At 59.9% G+C, this 17,321-nt stretch carries 19 protein-coding genes and 1 pseudogene; 8 read left to right on the top strand and 12 right to left on the bottom strand.

Translation table 11 applies throughout. The features are described 5' to 3' along the window. Positions 1-14 precede the first annotated feature (14 nt). Genes AC1DNW_RS19140 through AC1DNW_RS19150 form a run of 3 tightly spaced genes read right to left on the bottom strand, consistent with a single transcriptional unit; the run spans position 15 to position 3,108 of the window. Positions 15-1,115: a D-TA family PLP-dependent enzyme gene (locus AC1DNW_RS19140; protein WP_477854061.1), complete on the bottom strand. Its 1,101-nt coding sequence runs from the start codon at positions 1,113-1,115 to the stop codon at positions 15-17. A gap of 1 nt (position 1,116) precedes the next feature. After that, positions 1,117-2,592, bottom strand: a complete 1,476-nt coding sequence (locus AC1DNW_RS19145) for a M81 family metallopeptidase (protein WP_477854062.1) — start codon at positions 2,590-2,592, stop codon at positions 1,117-1,119. A gap of 30 nt (positions 2,593-2,622) precedes the next feature. After that, complete coding sequence (locus tag AC1DNW_RS19150; RefSeq protein WP_477854063.1) at positions 2,623-3,108, bottom strand: hypothetical protein; 486 nt, start codon at positions 3,106-3,108, stop codon at positions 2,623-2,625. Positions 3,109-3,220: 112 nt separating this feature from the next. On the opposite strand from AC1DNW_RS19150, the gene AC1DNW_RS19155 reads away from it, so the two are divergent. From AC1DNW_RS19155 to AC1DNW_RS19175, 5 genes are all read left to right on the top strand, one after another. Next, on the top strand, positions 3,221-3,610 hold the full coding sequence (locus AC1DNW_RS19155; RefSeq protein WP_113301303.1) for a RidA family protein: 390 nt from the start codon (positions 3,221-3,223) through the stop codon (positions 3,608-3,610). 23 nt (positions 3,611-3,633) lie between these two features. Continuing rightward, the gene (locus tag AC1DNW_RS19160) at positions 3,634-4,500 is read left to right on the top strand and encodes a MurR/RpiR family transcriptional regulator (RefSeq protein ID WP_477854064.1); all 867 of its coding nucleotides are present in this window, start codon (positions 3,634-3,636) and stop codon (positions 4,498-4,500) included. A gap of 19 nt (positions 4,501-4,519) precedes the next feature. Beyond that, entirely contained in the window at positions 4,520-5,296 is a 777-nt protein-coding gene (locus tag AC1DNW_RS19165; RefSeq protein ID WP_477854065.1) for an SDR family oxidoreductase, read from the top strand. A 30-nt stretch (positions 5,297-5,326) separates the two neighbouring features. Beyond that, positions 5,327-7,243 (top strand): beta-N-acetylhexosaminidase, encoded by a 1,917-nt coding sequence (locus AC1DNW_RS19170; RefSeq protein WP_477854066.1) that lies wholly within the window; start codon positions 5,327-5,329, stop codon positions 7,241-7,243. Between the two features lie 279 nt (positions 7,244-7,522). Next, a complete protein-coding gene (locus AC1DNW_RS19175; RefSeq protein ID WP_477832163.1) occupies positions 7,523-8,740 on the top strand; it encodes an MFS transporter in 1,218 nt (405 codons plus the stop codon). Positions 8,741-8,767: 27 nt separating this feature from the next. Here the strand turns inward: AC1DNW_RS19175 and AC1DNW_RS19180 are convergent, their stop codons facing one another. Beyond that, positions 8,768-10,159: an aldehyde dehydrogenase family protein gene (locus AC1DNW_RS19180; protein WP_115037896.1), complete on the bottom strand. Its 1,392-nt coding sequence runs from the start codon at positions 10,157-10,159 to the stop codon at positions 8,768-8,770. A gap of 1 nt (position 10,160) precedes the next feature. Then, on the bottom strand, positions 10,161-11,807 hold the full coding sequence (locus AC1DNW_RS19185; RefSeq protein WP_477854067.1) for an acetolactate synthase large subunit: 1,647 nt from the start codon (positions 11,805-11,807) through the stop codon (positions 10,161-10,163). Between the two features lie 167 nt (positions 11,808-11,974). Between AC1DNW_RS19185 and AC1DNW_RS19190 the strand changes: the two genes are divergently transcribed. Both AC1DNW_RS19190 and AC1DNW_RS19195 read left to right on the top strand, forming a co-directional pair. After that, positions 11,975-12,109, top strand: a complete 135-nt coding sequence (locus AC1DNW_RS19190; RefSeq protein ID WP_477854068.1) for a hypothetical protein — start codon at positions 11,975-11,977, stop codon at positions 12,107-12,109. Positions 12,110-12,585: 476 nt separating this feature from the next. Continuing rightward, on the top strand, positions 12,586-12,954 hold the full coding sequence (locus AC1DNW_RS19195) for a hypothetical protein (protein WP_477854069.1): 369 nt from the start codon (positions 12,586-12,588) through the stop codon (positions 12,952-12,954). Positions 12,955-13,187: 233 nt separating this feature from the next. Here the strand turns inward: AC1DNW_RS19195 and AC1DNW_RS19200 are convergent, their stop codons facing one another. The 3 genes from AC1DNW_RS19200 to AC1DNW_RS19210 all read right to left on the bottom strand — a co-directional run bounded on the left by AC1DNW_RS19200 (position 13,188) and on the right by AC1DNW_RS19210 (position 14,270). Continuing rightward, entirely contained in the window at positions 13,188-13,559 is a 372-nt protein-coding gene (locus AC1DNW_RS19200; protein ID WP_115037904.1) for a response regulator, read from the bottom strand. A gap of 63 nt (positions 13,560-13,622) precedes the next feature. Continuing rightward, positions 13,623-13,760 (bottom strand): hypothetical protein, encoded by a 138-nt coding sequence (locus AC1DNW_RS19205; protein WP_477854070.1) that lies wholly within the window; start codon positions 13,758-13,760, stop codon positions 13,623-13,625. Between the two features lie 111 nt (positions 13,761-13,871). After that, positions 13,872-14,270 carry a DUF1236 domain-containing protein gene (locus tag AC1DNW_RS19210; RefSeq protein ID WP_477854071.1) on the bottom strand — a complete coding sequence of 133 codons (399 nt, stop codon included), beginning with the start codon at positions 14,268-14,270 and terminating at the stop codon, positions 13,872-13,874. A 194-nt stretch (positions 14,271-14,464) separates the two neighbouring features. Between AC1DNW_RS19210 and AC1DNW_RS19215 the strand changes: the two genes are divergently transcribed. Continuing rightward, positions 14,465-14,713 carry a hypothetical protein gene (locus AC1DNW_RS19215; protein ID WP_477832158.1) on the top strand — a complete coding sequence of 83 codons (249 nt, stop codon included), beginning with the start codon at positions 14,465-14,467 and terminating at the stop codon, positions 14,711-14,713. 2 nt (positions 14,714-14,715) lie between these two features. Here AC1DNW_RS19215 and AC1DNW_RS19220 read toward each other — a convergent pair whose 3' ends face one another. The 4 genes and pseudogenes from AC1DNW_RS19220 to AC1DNW_RS19235 all read right to left on the bottom strand — a co-directional run. Next, positions 14,716-14,886 (bottom strand): hypothetical protein, encoded by a 171-nt coding sequence (locus tag AC1DNW_RS19220; RefSeq protein ID WP_477854072.1) that lies wholly within the window; start codon positions 14,884-14,886, stop codon positions 14,716-14,718. Next, entirely contained in the window at positions 14,883-16,112 is a 1,230-nt protein-coding gene (locus AC1DNW_RS19225; RefSeq protein WP_477854073.1) for a sensor histidine kinase, read from the bottom strand. The genes AC1DNW_RS19220 and AC1DNW_RS19225 overlap by 4 nt, the downstream gene beginning before the upstream one ends. A 95-nt stretch (positions 16,113-16,207) precedes the next feature. Beyond that, positions 16,208-16,867: a response regulator gene (locus tag AC1DNW_RS19230; RefSeq protein ID WP_113309067.1), complete on the bottom strand. Its 660-nt coding sequence runs from the start codon at positions 16,865-16,867 to the stop codon at positions 16,208-16,210. Between the two features lie 307 nt (positions 16,868-17,174). Further along, a pseudogene (locus tag AC1DNW_RS19235) lies at positions 17,175-17,321 on the bottom strand (lipid A oxidase); the annotation flags it as partial.

Consider the following 17,321-nt stretch of genomic DNA (forward strand, 5'->3'; position numbering starts at 1 on the left):
CGGCCGATAAATGGCTACCAGACGAGCCCGCGCGCGACGACATCCTCGACGCGCGTGACGACGCCGTTGCGATGGAAGACCATCGTGTCGAACAGGTTGGAAACCACGCAGGTGTGGTTCGGAATGATGAAGAGCTTTTCGCCGATCTGCGGGCGGTCACCGCTGCAGGCCGACAGGTCGATGACGCCGTGCTCTTCCGAGAGGCTGGCAATCCTCGCCTCGGGATGGCCGACGACGAGGCCGAAATCGGCAAAGCCCTGAAGATCGGAGGTGAGCGCCTTTGAGCCCGCATCGATGACGGCGCGGTCGGCATTCGGGCGCGATACGACGGTCGCCACGACATGCATTGCACATTCGTCCTGCGTGCAATGCCCCATCCGGATCATCTGGCGGTCGTTGTAGATATAGGTTCCGGCCCGATGCTCCGTCGCCGACCTGACCAGATGTGCATCAAAAAGGCTCGGCGTGCCGCCATTGCTGACGATCAAGCAGGCAATGCCCTCGGCGGTCAGCTGTTTCAACGTCGCCTGGATGAAGGCTTCGACGGCCTCGGCAGACTGCGGCTTCGGATAGGTGAGAATACCGCCGAATGTCAACCCGCCGGCGGCGGCGATCCGCCTCGCGAGCGAAACCGCCTGCTCCGGCGTCTGGACGCCACAGCGTGCGCCGCCGGTATCGCATTCGACCAGAACAGTAAGCGGCTTGCGGCCGGAAAAATATGCGGAGAGACCATCGACCGTGATGTCGCTGTCGGCGACGACCTTGAGGCCGGAAATGCGATCATTGAGGGCGGCGAGCCGCTCGAGCTTCTGTGGCCMCAGAATATTGAAGGTGATCAGGATGTCCTCGAAACCGGCTTCGGCAAAAACCTCGGCTTCGCTCACCTTCTGGCAGTTGATGCCCTTGGCGCCGGCCGCGACCTGCGCCGCGGCAAGTGCCGGTATCTTGTGCGTCTTGATATGCGGGCGGAAATTCAGCCCGTGCTCGTCCATGTAGGACTGAACCCTTGATATGTTGGCAGCCAGCCTGTCTTCGTCGATGATCGGGCGCGGCGTCGAAAGATCCGCGATCCTGTCCCCAACCCTGGCGACGACGGCAAACCGGGTATCATGCATCTCAGGCGGCTCCGCGTTCGGTTCCATGAGGATCGGCCACGATCGGCCAGATGGTCTTCGGCGCCCGGCGATATTGGGTCGTCGCCGGATTGTTCGGATAGGGTGTCCCTGCCGAACAATACAGGATTTCGGCGGCAATCTTCGAGAAGGAGGCGAAGAAGTGGTTGGTCGATTTGATCACCAGGATCTTCTGCCTGGTCGGATCGATGCCCATCACCGAAAACAGACTCGGATCGAAGCTCTGCGCCCGGGTCGAATTGAGAATGATGTCGATGCCGTTCAAGACGATAAGGGCCGCATCGCCGAAAGGCGCGAGGCTTTCACCGAACCGCATCTCGGCATTCTTCACCAGCTTGACGATCTTGACCGTGCCGTCGACAGGATTGCCTGTCCCGGGTGCCGATTTCGCGCCGAAGCGCAGCGGAATTTCGGCCCCTTCGCCTGCGGCAAAGCAGATCTGCACGGCGATCGGATCCCAGATAGTGCCGATTGCGGCACTTGTTACGCCGCGGGCCAGAAGCTCCTCGAGAATGACGGTGGCGTCCCCGGCGGTACCGCCGCCCGGATTATCCCAGACATCGGCAATGACGACTGGCCAGGCTGTCGCAGCCATCGCCCGGGATACGGCTTCCTTCTCATCGATCTGCGGCACCATGAAGGTGCCGCGCTTGGAAAAGAGCGCCATGCCGAGTTCGCGTGCCAGAGCCGCACCCTTTTGCGGATTGTTGTCGGTGACGACAAGCAGCTTGGTGCCCATCTCCGGCACGTCGCCGACCATGAAACCATGGACGACGGAGATCGACAGGACTTCCGGATCTTCCTTCTCGATCCGCATGATCTTGTCGACGAAGGAGCGCATTGGATCGCGCGACGTCGGAAAGACATCGATCATCCGGCAATCGAACACCGAATTGACGGGCTTGACCCTGCCTTCCAGCGCATCGACGGCGATGCGCCAGAGGTCCTCGGCGCGATCGACGAAATCCGTATGCGGGAATTCCTTGAAATAGACGGCGAAATTCAGCGCCTCGATGCGTTTCCTGGTGAGATGGCTATGCGGGTCGAGTTCGGCGCAGATCAGGACATCAGGCCCGACGATGTCGCGCATGCGGGTCAGCAGGTCGCCTTCCGTGTCCTCGTATCCCGCTGCCACCATTGCCCCATGCAGGCCCATCACCACGGCATCGACAGGCATTGCGGCACGGAGCTGGTCGAGGATTTCGTCGCGCAGCCCTTCATAGGCCTCGCGGTTGACGAGACCGGCAGGGTCTGCCCAGGCCGCCGTACCCTCGATCAGCTGCCAGCCCTTTTCGGCGGTGACGCGACGGCCGACGGTGAGCGGCGCGGTGCAGAGTGTCGGCGTTTCCGGATGCTCGCCGGGCGGCGCATAGAGAGAGGCCTCGAAGGCGCGGCGATCCACGCAGATCGGGGAAAACGTATTGGTTTCGGTCGCCAGTGCTGCCGTAAAAATGCGCAAGTGAGTTGGCCTTGTTTCGTCGGCCCCGCTTCAACCCATCGGGTTCGGCAGGTAGCCGGTAAATCCGCAAATCTTCCACCGTCCCTCGTGGAGCCTGCAATAATAGAGCGTCTGCCACTGCATGACGTCGCGGGTGCCATCGCTCTTTGTCAGGCCTCCATCGAACTTCTTGCGGACAAGCGCCATGTCGCCCTCGATCTCGATATCCTCGAGCGTCGTGGTGGTGAAGATCGCCGTACGGGTATCCTCGGCGAAGCTCTGCGTGGCAAAGTCCTTTGCCTGCTTCAGCCATTCGTCGCGATAGGCCGAAAGGGCCGGGAATGCCAGGCGCCACTTGTCGGGGCTGACCTGCCTGCGGCCGTCGATGCCGATGAAGCCCTCCTCAACGAAATCATCCTCGACCATCGACCAGTCGGCTGCCAGGAATGCGTCGATATCGCGGGGTACGAGCATCTCCCAAATGGCGTGCCGTGCAGCATCGGAAGACGGGAAAGGATTCTTGAAAGGATCGCGCATTCTCGGCCCCGAATTTAAATTCTTTTCATAAATGGCGTTTTTCTCTGGTCAAAATCCGCTTTCTATGGTCCCTTGTCAACTTATCAAGAAAATAATTTGCAGGAACCCCAGCATGTCCATCAAGCGATATGGCACTGTTCAAACGGGCGCCGGCGGCAAGGCGCTGCCTTTCGCGCGCGCTGTCGAGGCCGATGGCTGGCTCTACGTTTCGGGCCAGGTAGCAATGGAAAACGGCGAGATCATCGACGGCAATATCGTTGCCCAGACGCACAAGACGATCGCCAATGTGCTCGCCATTCTCGATGAAGCCGGTTACGGCGTCGAGGATGTCGTGCGCGTTGGTGTCTGGCTGGATGATCCGCGCGACTTCTGGACCTTCAACAAGATCTACCAGGACTATTTCGGCGCGCATCCGCCTGCCCGCGCCTGCGTCCAATCGTCGATGATGGTGGATTGCAAGGTCGAGATCGACTGCGTCGCATACAAGAAGAAGGTCGACTAGGAGATCGGCAGGGAGGAACCGGCTTGGATATCTTTTCGACATTGCAGGAAGACAAGAGCCGACTCTCCGCCTCCGAGAGCCGCATCGCCGAAATCGTCGTCAATGATTTCGAATTCGCCGTGAATGCCTCGATCATCGAGCTTGCCGAACGTGCGGAAGTGTCGCCGCCGACGGTCACCCGTTTCTGTCGCCGGCTCGGCTGCGAGAGCTTTTCCGATTTCAAGGTGCAGCTTGCCCGCACCGCCCATGTCGGCGTGCGTTACCTGAAGCCGGAATCGAAGAGCCACGCTCCCTCCGACGTCGCGCAGGATATCATCACCAAGGCGCAGAACGCATTGTTCCTGCTGCATCGCTCGCTGGACCTGACGGCGATCRAAGCTGCCGTTGCGCAGATCGCCAGGGCGGAGRTGATCTATGCCTTCGGTTCGGGCGGCAATTCCTCGATGATMGCCGACGAGCTGCAGAACCGGCTCTTTCGGCTTGGCTTGCGTGCCACGTCCAGCTCCGACCACAGCATGCAGCTGATGATGGCGGCAGCTGCAAAGCCAGGCGACGTGATCATCGGTTCGTCCTTTTCCGGACGCAATGCCGAGCTGGTGCGGGCCTTTGCGCTCGCACGCGAGGGAAAGGTCAGGACCATCGCGCTGACGCAGACCGACAGCCCTGTCGCCAGCGCCGCCGAAATCGTCGTGCCGATCGATCTTCCGGAAGGTACCAACATCTATCGGCCGACATCCACGCGCATCGCCTATATTGCGACCGTCGATATCCTGGCGAGCCTCGTCGCCTATGCCATCCAGCCGAAGGCATTGACGACGCTCAGACGCATCAAGCAACAGCTGGTCGCGCACCGCGATGGCGACGACGACAAGCAGCTGCTCGGAGACTGATCAACAGAAGGAAGCGGCAATGACGCAATCGGTGGCCATCGTAACGGGTGCAGCAGGCGATATCGGCGCGGCGATCGCCGGCCGGCTGAGCGACGATCATGACGTCATCCTGCTTGCCGATATCGATGCCGGCGCCGCGGCGGCCACGGCCGGCAGGCTTGGACCGACGGACCGTTTCATTGCCGTCGAATGCGATGTGACCAGTGAGACCAGCTGTGCGGCTCTTGCCGGACGCGCTGCCGAACTCGGCAGCCTGCGCACGCTCGTCAACAATGCGGGGGCTGCCCGCGCCGTCAGCCTGCATGACACGACGCCGGAGATCTGGCGCGCCGACAACGCGCTCAACCTCGAAGCGGCTTTCCTCTGCTTCAGGGCCGTCGCGGATCAGCTGAAGATGTCGCGAGGCTCGGTGGTCAATATTGCCTCGGTCAACGGTATGAATGTTTTCGGCCATCCGGCCTATAGCGCCGCCAAGGCCGGTCTTCTGCATTTCACCCGACTTGTCGCGGTCGAATACGGGAAATTCGGGATCCGCTCGAATGCGGTCGCCCCCGGAACAGTCAAGACGCAAGCCTGGGAAGCCCGGGCAGCCGCCAATCCCAATGTTTTCGAGGATGCCCGCCGCTGGTATCCCCTGCAGCGCGTCGTCGATCCCAAGGACGTCGCCAATGCCGTCGCTTTCCTGGCTGGACCACAGGCAGCGGCAATCACCGGCATCTGCCTGCCTGTCGACTGTGGCCTGACGGCCGGCCAGGCCGAGCTCGCCCGCACCTTTTCGCAGTCCGAGCACTATTGAACATCTCAAGAGAATCGAGAGGAACGAGACATGAAACCGGCCTGCTACCGCCTGGAGAACAGCTGGAACCCTGATGGCGGGCCGAATGGCGCGTTCACTTTCACGCTTTTCAATCTTTCCGATAAGCCGCTTTCCGCTTTCAAGCTCGTCTACACGTCACTCACCCGGGTCATTGACGCCAGCGCCTGCACCAATGCCACCTTCCTCAGACGCAACGCCAATTTCCATGAATTCGCGTCACAGGCCGGATTGGCTGTTGCTGCCGGCGAAAGCTGGACCTTCACGGTCGCCGGCCTGCATCGTCCGGCACGCCACTGCACTGACGGCGCCAAGTCCGCCTATCTGACGCTGTCATCGGGAGAGCATCTGCCGGTCGCCGTTTCCGATCTGCTGCTCGAGGGCCGTGTGAGCGAACCTCCGCCCGTGCTCCTGCCCGGGGGCCGCCTCGATCTGCCTTTTGCATTGCAGCCGTGGCCGGCCGAGATCGACGCCAAGCCGGGCGACGACTTTCCGGTCGTCCTCTTTCCGGAGGGAGCGAGTGCCGAGGAATTGGTGGCGATCTCCGAGGTCATTGCCCTGACGCACCGCCTTTTCGAGGGCGACCATTCGGTTTTCAATCTCGTGGCCTCGCCGCAGGGCCGGTCACTCGCCTTCGAGATTGACGCCGGGCTCGATGGCGAAGCCTACCGGCTGCGCTTTGCCGCAGACCACATCACGCTTTCCTATTCGGGAGCTGCCGGCCGCCAATATGGCCTCACTTCGCTTGCGCAATTGCTGAACGGGGCGCGCGTGAGCAAGGGCAAATTCCGCTTTCCGGTTTCCGGAACGATCTTCGACCGGCCGCGCTACAGCTGGCGCGGGTGCCATCTGGACGTCTCCAGGCAATTCTATCCGGTTGTCGACGTCAAGCGGCTGATCGACATCCTTGCCTGGTTCAAGTTCAACATCTTCCACTGGCACCTGACCGATGACGAGGCCTGGCGCCTGGAGATCAAGGCCTATCCGCAGCTGACGACTACGGGCGTGCTGCGCGGACCGGACGAACCGCTTCTGCCGCAGCTCGGCAATGGCGCAGAGCCCGCCGGCGGCTTCTATTCGCAGGACGATGTCAGAGACATCGTCGCGCATGCCGGCGCCCTCCATGTCGAGGTCGTGCCGGAGATCGACATTCCCGGCCACAATGCAGCGACACTGATCGCCCTGCCCGAACTGACCGACGGCCAGGAGGCCCCGGAAAGCTACCATTCGGTTCAGGGCTATCCCAACAATGCGCTGAACCCGGCCGTGCCGCTGACCTACGAATTCCTGGAACAGGTTTTCGACGAAATGGTCGAGCTGTTCCCCTCATCCTACATCCATATCGGCGGCGACGAAGTGGCGAACGGTTCCTGGCTCGCCTCGCCCCGTGCCAAGAAGCTGATGGCCGATGAAGGCATTTCCGGCACGTTCGGACTGCAGTCCTTTTTCCTGAAGCAGGTCAAAACGATGCTCGACAAGCGCGGCCGCAAGCTCGCGGGATGGAACGAGGTCGCCCATGGCGGTGGGGTTGCGGCAGAAGACAGTCTGCTGATGGCCTGGGAAAATCCACAGGTCGGCATCGAACTTGCCGGCCAAGGCTATGATGTCGTCATGACCCCCGGCCAGGCCTACTATCTCGACATGGTCCAGGCCGAGGCCTTCCAGGAACCCGGCGCAAGCTGGGCCGGCACCGTTCCGCCAGCCCACACCTATGCCTATGAGGCAGCCGGCGAATTCCCCGAAGAGCTGAAGCACAAGCTGAAGGGTGTCCAGGCCTGCATCTGGTCGGAACATTTCCTGTCACGCGGTTATTTCAACCGTCTCGTCTTCCCCCGTCTTCCGGCAATTGCTGAAGCTGCCTGGACGCCGAAGGCAGCCAAGGATTGGGACCGGTTCGCGGCGATCGTGCCACTGAGCCCGACACTTTGAAATGGCAACGTATGCCGCAATCGGCGCGGCGAGCGCTAATCGGAAGCTTATTGCGCCGCTTCTGACCCTGGCCAAGGGTATGGAGCGTTTGATCCGGCGGGACATCGGATAGCTGATGAATGTAAGACCGAAGCGCGCGGCCTTTCCCTTCGGCAAGGATTTCGGCTACACGACGCATGCCTGCCTTCCAAAGCACTTGCATGCCAGATCCATGGCGGTCCTGGCGAGGGCGGGACGTTCCCGTCCCGCCTGGCGCGCTCCAACCCGTTGACGACCATCATGAACCGCTTGATCCCCGACGTTTTCCGTAATCCTGCAATCCGCGTGAGCATGATTGCCATTTTCACGTTCGGATTTGCGGGCGCGACGACGACCCCTTATCGATCCGTGGTCGGTATCCTCGAACTCGGCCTGTCGAACGAGGTTTACTCTGCGCTGATCTTTGCAGCGGCGGCCGTCAACGTGATTGTCAGCATTCTTTTCGGCAATCTTGCCGACCGGCTCGGGGAATATCGCACGATGATGCTTGTCGCGGCGACGTTCGGTGTTGTCGGCTATGGCGCCGTCTACTTTTTTCCCACTCAGGGAATCTTTGTCCTCAGCGCGCTTCTGCTGCTGCCGGTCTATGGCTCGCTGAACTCGTTGCTCTTTGCCAATGTGCGTGCCGCAGCCAGGGGAATGGCGCCTGGCGAGGTGGCGACCGTCAATTCCGGTGTGCGGGCAATGATCTCACTCTCCTGGGTGCTTGTTCCGGGGCTAACGGGCGTTCTGCTGTCCTCCTCGCCCTCCATGTTACCGGCCTATCTCTTTGCTTCCATGTCCTGCCTGGTCTGTCTCGGGCTCGTCGGCGTCTTGCTGCCACGGCAAAGCGGCACGGACAATGCCGCCACGCACCATCTCTCCTATCTTGCCGCACTCGGCCAGGTGATCTCTCCGAGGATCATCAGCCGGGTGATGGCGGTCGCGCTGATCAGCAGCACCTTGCATGTGAACGACGCGATACTTCCCCTCGTCGTCACCGGCGCCGCCCACGGCACGGTCGCCGATATCGGTATTCTGGTGGGGATCGTCGCACTTCTGGAAGTGGTCTTCATCATCGTCTGGTCGCGCATGCTGCGCATTGTCGGCCAGCTTGCAGCCCTTGTCCTCGGGGCATTGATCTACGCGGTCTATCTGATCCTTCTGGCTTTTGCCGATCAACCCTGGCATGTCTACGCGCTCACCCTCATCAGCGGCATTGGCGCAGCGTCGCTCATCTCCATTCCGATTACCTACCTTCAGGACCTGATCGCCGATCGGCCCGGTCTCGGCAGCGCGCTGATCTCCGTCAACATCTTCCTCGGCGCCGGGCTGAGCGCCGTCCTCTTTGCGGCAGGGACTGCCATCACCAGCTATTCCGGCACGGCGGTGGTCGCTGCTTTCTCGGGGCTTGCCGGGACGGCGTGGCTGCTGTTTCTCGACCGGCGGGCCTCACGGTCCGCAGCCGGTAACGATTGAAGCGACCCTCGGTGCGCGAGACAACGCCTAACTTACCCCATTCAGAACGACCATCTTGTCATCGGCCATCTCCTGCATCGTCCAGGGGATACCGCCGACGCCATAACCGGACTGGCGGCGACCTGCGAACGGCATCCAATCCGTCCGAAACGCAGTGTGATCGTTGATCAGAACGGCTGCTGCATCCAGACGTTTCGCCGCCCGGAGTGCGACGGCGATATCCGAGGAAAATACGCTCGCCTGAAACGCATAAGGCAAGGAGTTGGCAATCCGAACCGCATCGTCGAGGTTCTGGTAACCGTAAACACAGGTCAGCGGGCCGAAGACTTCTAGCTGCGAGACCTTTGCGTCCGCCGGCGGATTGATCAGGACCGAGGGCAGCAGCGTCGTGTCCGAAAGACGCCCACCCCCGAGCTGCCTTGTTCCGGTATCAACCGCTTCCCGGATCCAGTTCGACACCCGCTCCGTTTCGCGTGGCAGGATGAGTGGCCCCACTTCCGTTTGCGGCAACGTCGGATCGCCGACCCGAAGAGCCGCGACCCCGGCGGCTAGGTTCTCGGTGAACGGTTCCAGGAGATCCTCGTGCACGAATATCCGCTGGACCGATACGCAGACCTGCCCCGCATGATAGTAACCGCCTTTGATAATAGGGCCGACGACCGCGGCCGCATCTGCACTTCGATCAACGATGACAGGTGCTGCGCCGCCATGTTCAAGTGCACATCTCGTACCGGGCGGCAGCTTGCTCTTGAGATACCATCCGACTTTCGCCGATCCGATGAAGCTCAGAAACGCAACGCGGGGATCGGTCGCAAACGATTCAGCAAGGGCGTTGTCATCGGTGACGAAGGTTTGACACCAGCGCTCGTCCAGGCCGGCCTCCCAAAGCAACTTCACGATTTCGATACACGAGATCGGCGTCGTTGCAGCAGGCTTTACGATAACGGGACATCCGACGGCGATGGCAGGCGCAATTTGATGGACGATGAGATTGAGTGGATGGTTGAATGCCGAGATCGCCGCTACAACACCAATCGGCTCCTTGGTCGTGAAGGCCCACCGATTGAGACTGGCGGCAGTCAATCCCATCGGGACTTCCTTGCCGCCGAAGTTGCGGATCTCATCGGCGGCATTGACCAGCCCGTCGATCGCTCGTGTGACTTCGATGATCGCGTCCGCCAGCGGCTTGCCACCTTCCCGCGCGATCATCATTGCGAAGCGGTCGCGATTGTCGTGCAGGAGCGCTGACGCCTTTCTGAGGATCGTCATGCGCTGATGGGCAGGCAACCACCCCTCGCGATCGGCAAAGGCTTTCGCGGCAATATCCAGCTTGCGGTCAAGTGAAGCGGCGTCATCTGTGGGCAACTCGGCGATGATCGCCCGATCGAATGCCTGATAAACCGTCAGGGTAAGCGACATTTCATGCCTCCAGTATTGCCGGCAGCCGTTCGCGCAGCTCTTTGACCAGCACACGTTCATTTTCCGAGTAGTCGATGGGGACATTAATTAGATGCACGCCCCCACCCTTGAAGGCATCCTCGAGCACCTGCTTGAACTGGCCGATTTCATCGACCCTTGTGCCTTTGGCGCCATAGGATTCCGCATATTTGACGAAGTCCGGATTGCCGAATGTCATTCCGAAGTCCGGAAATTCGTCTACAGCCTGCTTCCAACGGATCATCCCGTAGGCGTCGTCCTCAATGACGAGAATGACGAGGTTCAGGTTGAGCCGGACGGCGGTTTCCAGCTCCTGCGAATTCATCATGAAGCCACCGTCGCCGCAGATCGCCATGACCCGTCGTTCCGGATAAAGCATCGAAGCGACCATTGCCGATGGAAGGCCAGCCCCCATCGTCGCGAGCGCGTTATCGAGAAGCAACGTGTTCGCCATTCTGGTGCGATAGTTGCGAGCGAACCAAATCTTGTACATGCCGTTGTCGAGAGCGAGAATGCCGTCATGGGGCATGACCTCGCGGATGTCGTGGACCAGCCTCTGAGGCGTAAACCGTTGTTCGGTCGCGCGGTCTGCAATTCGGTCCAGAATTCGCTCGCGCAGGTGAAGAAGCGCCTGCGCGTTCGGCAACTTGCCCTCCAGGCGATCTGCGAGCGCCTTGAGTGACGGCCCCATGTCGCCGATGACCTCGGCCTGAGGAAAATAGACCTGCTCGACCGTTGCCGGCTGATATCCGATATGAACGACTTTCGGACCGCGCCTGCCCATGATGAACGGTGGTTTTTCGATCGTATCGTGGCCGATCGTGACGATCAGATCTGCCTGCTCGATGGCCTCGTGAACATAGTCTTTCTCCGAGAGGGCCGCAGTGCCCATGTAGAGTTCGGTTCCCCCTGGAACCGTCCCCTTCCCCATCTGCGTCGTGAAATAGGGGATGCGGGCTCGAATAACGAACTGCGCGAGGTCTGACGTGGAGCGGGGACGAGAGGCTGCTGCTCCGAACATGAGCAACGGACGCTTGGCCGATGCAATCAGGGCCGCGGCACGATCGAGCGCAGCATCGCTTGCCGTCGGCAGTTCGAGCTGATGCGGGGCGATCAGCGCGATGTCCTCACATTCCTCCGCAGCGATGTCTTCAGGCAGTTCGAGATGAACCGGACCAGGCCGTTCCTCCTGCGCGATCCTGAACGCTTCCCTCACCATGGTCGGGATCATCTGCGGCGAAACGATCTGGCGCGTGAGCTTGGTCAGCGGCTTCATCGATGCGATGACGTCAACAATCTGGAAGCGAGCCTGCCGCGATGACAGAATTCCCTTCTGGCCGGTAATCATCACCATGGGCATCGCGCCGAGAAGCGCGTAGGCCGCTCCCGTCGACAGGTTCAACGCTCCTGGACCAAGCGTCGTTAGGCATACGCCAGGCTTACCCGTCAGTCGCCCGTAGGTCGCTGCCATGAACGCGGCCGCCTGCTCGTGTCGCGTGAGCACGAGCTGGATGGACGACTTGCGGATGGATTCGACGACGTCGAGGTTTTCTTCGCCTGGAATGCCGAAGATGCGCTCCACACCTTCGTTTTCAAGCGCCGCAATGAGGAGATCTGAGCCTTTGGTCATGGAAGGTGCCCGTGTGAGTTGGCGTCGCGGTCGAGAGCAACGCGATGAGAGACTTCAGACAGTCAAGATAGGTCGATTTACGGTCCGAACCAAACGCTCCATATTGCAGATTTTGCAGTCGAGATATGCTCTCAGAACCTTCCTCGGGTTTGTGCGGCGATTCAAGCGTGATGCTGCAGCTCGCCAGCGAGGAAATCGATAAGGGCCTGCACGCTGTGGCTGGCCGCATTCCCGTTGGTGACCGCATACCCATTGATGCCGGCAAGCAGAACAAAGATGGCTTCGGCATGACGCACGCCTAGCCAAAACGTGGAATTCGATTAACTCAACATTATCTGTCGTGAGGAGTTAGCCGCTATGCAAATCAGCAGTTCCTGGCTTGATATCTGGACGATCATGTTGATTGGGCCCGGTGTAATTGGCGGTTTGATGTTGATAACGGGCGTTATTTACCTCTCTTATCTCTCGGAAGAATGGGCACGGCGGAAGTCTCGGTCTGCGACATCACAAAACGGCGCATTGAGCGGTGTTCAATTCGAGCGCAGTGAGGGCGGCGCTTGGCCGACATCACGCGGCGACGGAAGCGGAGGAGCGCATCAATGAACAACCGAGTCGTTTGATGAAGCGGACAGCTGATATCTCAGAGAACGGAAGAGCGGCGAGGACCTCTTCTTGCCTCTCCATTATGGAGCTCATCAGAATGTCCGATGTGTTGGAGCGTTCCAGGAATTTTGTCAGTACCTTTTCTTCAGACTATCCCTGACCAACCCGGGCAATCATGAGCAACAAAGGTCGTTACTCTCCAGCACCGAAAGGCGGCCGCTTTGGTAGGGTGCTGGGCTGGACCATACTGGTGTTGGGTATGCCCCTGGCGCTTCTTGCTGCCTTGATGCCATCAAATGAATACCAGGCGACACTGGGCATCGACGCGCTGGACTGCGACGGCCTGATCAATGTGGCGATCTTCGCCATTCCCGCGCTTTTCATCTACGCAGCGGGTTTCGTCGTCAACGCCATTGGTTGGCGTAATCGGGCGAAGCGCGTGCTCGCCATTGCCTGCGCTGTCATTTGCGTCGCGGTTGCAGCGAATCTTGTTCGTGCCGTTATCGAAGACGGCAAACAGCAGGCGGCCTGTCTTGTCAGATAGAATCAAACAGGATCTTGGATCGCAGCACGAAACAACGCAGCCTCTTCAGGCGTGCTCCCTAAGATCGCCTCTTGCGATCCGGCAAGGGCGGCGAGGATACGCTTGGGCCGCGAGTAACACACTTGATGGGATGTGAATTGCGGACTCCCTTTACCGATCATTGACAGGCAGCGGCGCTCCGCATCGCAGAAGAAATCGAATATTAAATCCGTCGTCGTCCCGTCTTATGTCGTCTATCCAGACCGATCTTGAAGCGTTTGTTCGCGAGCGCCTCTTGCTGCCAGGGACAACGCCTCCTTGATCCTTTCGGCGCTGGCCGGTTTGGTGATGACGACATGTCCATCGGCGTCCTCGACGAGGTCGGGATTCGCTGTGAGATAGGCGACGCCCAGTCCGAATCCAGCAAAAAGCGCGCGGGCGATGGAGGGGCCAGTGAGGCCGTCTCCAAGCCGAACATCGATAATCGCGACATCCGCCTCCGGTCCAAGCTCCAAAGCTTCGGACGTGTTTGTCGCGATGCCGGCGATTTCAAATCCCGCGGCGATCGCGACCTCCTCGATTGCGAGAGCAATTATTGGTTCGTCTTCGACGATGAGCAGACGCATGGTTCTTCTCCAAGGCGGTTGTAAATAAATGTAGGCGACACACGATGGCGCTTTCCGAGCGTGTCACCTGGTTGCGCCGTCAGGCTGCTGCACCTGAACGAAAATTCTGCCTTGCTGGCGGGGCCCGCCGTTGGCGTGGGTGACGGGCGACACGCCGATCGACAGCGCCGTCATCAGGACGGAGAGGGTCTTGATTTTCATGATATACTCGCTTTTCGAGGCCGCACGACGCCGTGGCAGTCGACGTGCGGTGGGGCTTCATTTCTGTTGAGGGTGGGCGGACGCGGTTTAAAGTGCGCGTCCTTGATCCGGTCAGTTGATGATCTGGATCACCTTTCGCGACGACGGTTCGACGATGACGCGCTCGTTGTTGACRATTGCATATGAATATTTCGAATTTTCCGGAACCGGTGTCACGACGACGGTTTGCGGAAGCGGCTGACCGACGACGACCTTCTCCTTGACTACGACGCGGGTCGAGGGTGCAGGTGCCTCACGGACATAGGTGACGACCTTTTCCGGCGGCGGATCGATCACCGTGCCGACGATGGCACCAGCAACACCACCGACGGCAGCACCGACAGGGCCGCCGACGATCGCGCCGGTGACTGCGCCGCCTGCAGCGCCGTTAACCGTCGAAGACTGCGCGAACGCAACGCCCKACATCAGTGCCGCGGCTGCGGCCGCACCTACGATAAGTTTGGAAAGCATCTGATCCTCCTTTTGTTCAAGCGGCCTTTTTGACCGCTGCTGAACCAACGGCAGGAAATCCTTCGCTGTTCCCGACCTCCGACCTCAGTCCGGGGGGTGACCCGGACCAAAGTCCCGGACGGAAGATGAAGGCTGCGCGTGATGCCACACGTGCTATTATCGACGGACCGAACAATGGACCGGAGCACGGAATTGTGAATCGCAAGGAAGTCGGACGCAGACGCCTCGCCATGCGCCTGCCACAGATGCGCAGCCGGATCATGTCCGCTCGGCGCCCATGGCAGCTTCAGATGTTCGAGGCCTATGAACTCGCTGTCGAGACCCGCGAGTTCATGCGCTTCAATCCTTCCGAGGAAATCCTGTTCGAGGAGTACGTGACTGCATGCCTTGAGATCGAACGTGACGTCGTTCGATCCATGCGTGACGACCGCCTCGAAAGCTAAACCTACGGGGCAAGCGACGTGCGGCTCTCGATCGCCGTCTTTAGCGGAGTTCCCTTGGAGTAGGCGACCGCTACGTCTCGGGGGCGTGCCGTGACCGACATCAGCTCGGTTTGATCGCAGGAAACTGCTCCCGTATGGCGACGCGCCGCCGACATGACCTGGAGCGTCATCACGGGAGTAGGATTCTGGCCTCGAAACCATCCACGCGTCCGCTTGCGGGTGATAAAAGCTCGAGAACCCCACCCATCTGCCGGACCATCGTGTCGGCAATCGCGAGGCCCAACCCCGAACCCTTTGCGGAAGTCGTCCCGCGACGAAACCGCAATTTCAAACCCTTGAGATCGGTCGCAGAGAGCGCCGGACCGTCGCTAGCGATGCCTATGATACCTTTATCGTCGATGGAGATCACGATCCTGCCGCCTGGCTCTCCATGAACAACTGCATTTTCGATGAGATTGCCTACGACAATGCCAAGCGCATCAACATCKACCATGCGCATCAGTGGTTTGGTCGAACTTGCATATACCAGCCGCTGCGTCGCTCCCAAATTGCGCTTGTAGTCCCCTATGACCAGATCGAGCACATAGCGGAGATCGGTCATGACCGCAGCCTGCCCGAGGCCGGCCTCTGCCCGTGCGAGCTGCAAGAGTTTTTCGGACGTATGTCCGAGCTTGACGAGCGCTTGCTCTATATTGCGCGCCCGCGCCTTCAAGGCGTCGTCCGGCAGTTCAGCCAGAAGTCTTTGCGTCTGGGCTAACGCCCCGGCCAGAGGCGTGCGTAGTTCATGCGCGCTGTGCGTGGCGAACTCCCTTTCCGCATCGATCGTCGCCCGCACGCGCTGAAGCAAAAGGTTCACGGACTGGGCGATTGGCTTCAGTTCCCGAGGCGTCGTCTCCGTCTCGACCGGCGACAGGTTGCCACCGTCCTTCTCCGAGATCGCTTCGCGCAGTTTATTGATAGGGTCCACGGCCCTTCTTGTAATCCACGCCATCAAGAGCAAGCTGAGTGGCAGCAAGACGGCTAGCGGGATGAGCATGGTCACCGCGCTTTCGCGGACGGCTTCGCGCCGGTTGCTGAACTGATCAGCGACCTGCAGGAATATTGCACCATTCGCACTAACAGCCGTGTAGAAACGGTACTTTTCGGAATCATGAAAACCTGCCGTCAGCGGCACATCGAACGGCTCTACAGGGGAGCCCTTTGAATGGAAAAGAATGCGTCCGTCTGCGGCGCGTACGTGGTAGACTAGGTATTCGTGGGCGGAAGGCGCCAGCGGCGTCCGCTCCTGMTGATCACCATTCCGGATATCTGGAATCCGACCCTCTTCAACGATAGCCAGCAATCGTTCGCCAGTTTCCTTGAGCGCACCATCGAAGATCTCGTCGAACTCCGAGCGCATTACAAGGATTCCCAGTCCGATGGCCCCAAGCCAGAATATGACCAGTAGGCCCGAAAGCGCGGTCATAAGAGGGTAGATGATGCTGCGATTTTTTCTCATTCAACCATCAGCATATAGCCGATGCCTCGCGCCGTCCTGATCTTCTCCAACCCGATCTTCTTGCGCAGCCTGCTGATGTAGACCTGCACAGTATTGCTCTCGACCTCCTCGCCGAACGCATAGAGGGCTTCCTCGATCCGCTTCTGCGTGATTAACTTTCCAGGCCTCTGGACGAGCAGATCGAGCAACGCCCATTCGCGTGGGGTCAACTGAACGTCCTGMCCGCCAACCGTGACAGAATGGGTTGCTCGTTCAATTACGATATCGGAAACCCGGACGATGTTTTGGGGACGCCCCTCGTAGCGGCGACGGACAGCGAGGATTCTTGCCTCGAGCTCGCCGAGGTTGAATGGTTTGATCAAATAGTCGTCAGCGCCTGCGTTAAGACCGGCGATGCGATCAGAAATCTGATCACGGGCGGTCAGGATGATTACCGGGGCATGACCTCCCTGTGCTCGAAAACCCTCGAGGAAAACCAGCCCGTTGCCGTCGGGAAGCTGCAGATCAAGGAGAATGAGGCCGTACTCGACAGATGTGCTTGCAGCCTCGGCATCCGCCATCGTGTGGACCCAGTCAGTCGCGTAGCCGGCAATATTGATGTGGTCTCGAACGGCCTCACCGATGAGGTCGTCGTCTTCGACTAAGAGTATGCGCACCATTCACTCCCACTGGTTCAATGTCTTGCAAGCGCCCTGCGCCTGCCTCGTTGTACCGGCTCAGGACCCGCAAGCGCATCCGACGAGCCCGGGCGACCTCGTTTTCATCGACAACGCGACAGACAGCATCGAGCAATCCCTTATAAAGCTACGCTGCCATATAGCCACGAGCCGCTTCATATTCGGACAACCAGGCAAGCCCATCTCCAGGCCGAAGGACAGAGAAGCCGTCGCCCCGAAATTACTGTTTGGTTGAGGCGGAATAGCGATCAGCGTGCGAATATCCCCACTGGTCGCTCCATGCGGATCACCAGTGGTATGAAATACCGACATTGACCGCGTTTGTGACGATGTTCGTCTTCAGGCGGTCGCCGCTGTCGATCGGCACGTCGACGCGTGAATAGGTGCCCTTGTATTCCACGAAGGTCGACCAGTTGTCGGTGACGCGGAAGTC

The sequence above is a fragment of the Rhizobium sp. 05L429 genome (assembly GCF_056397645.1).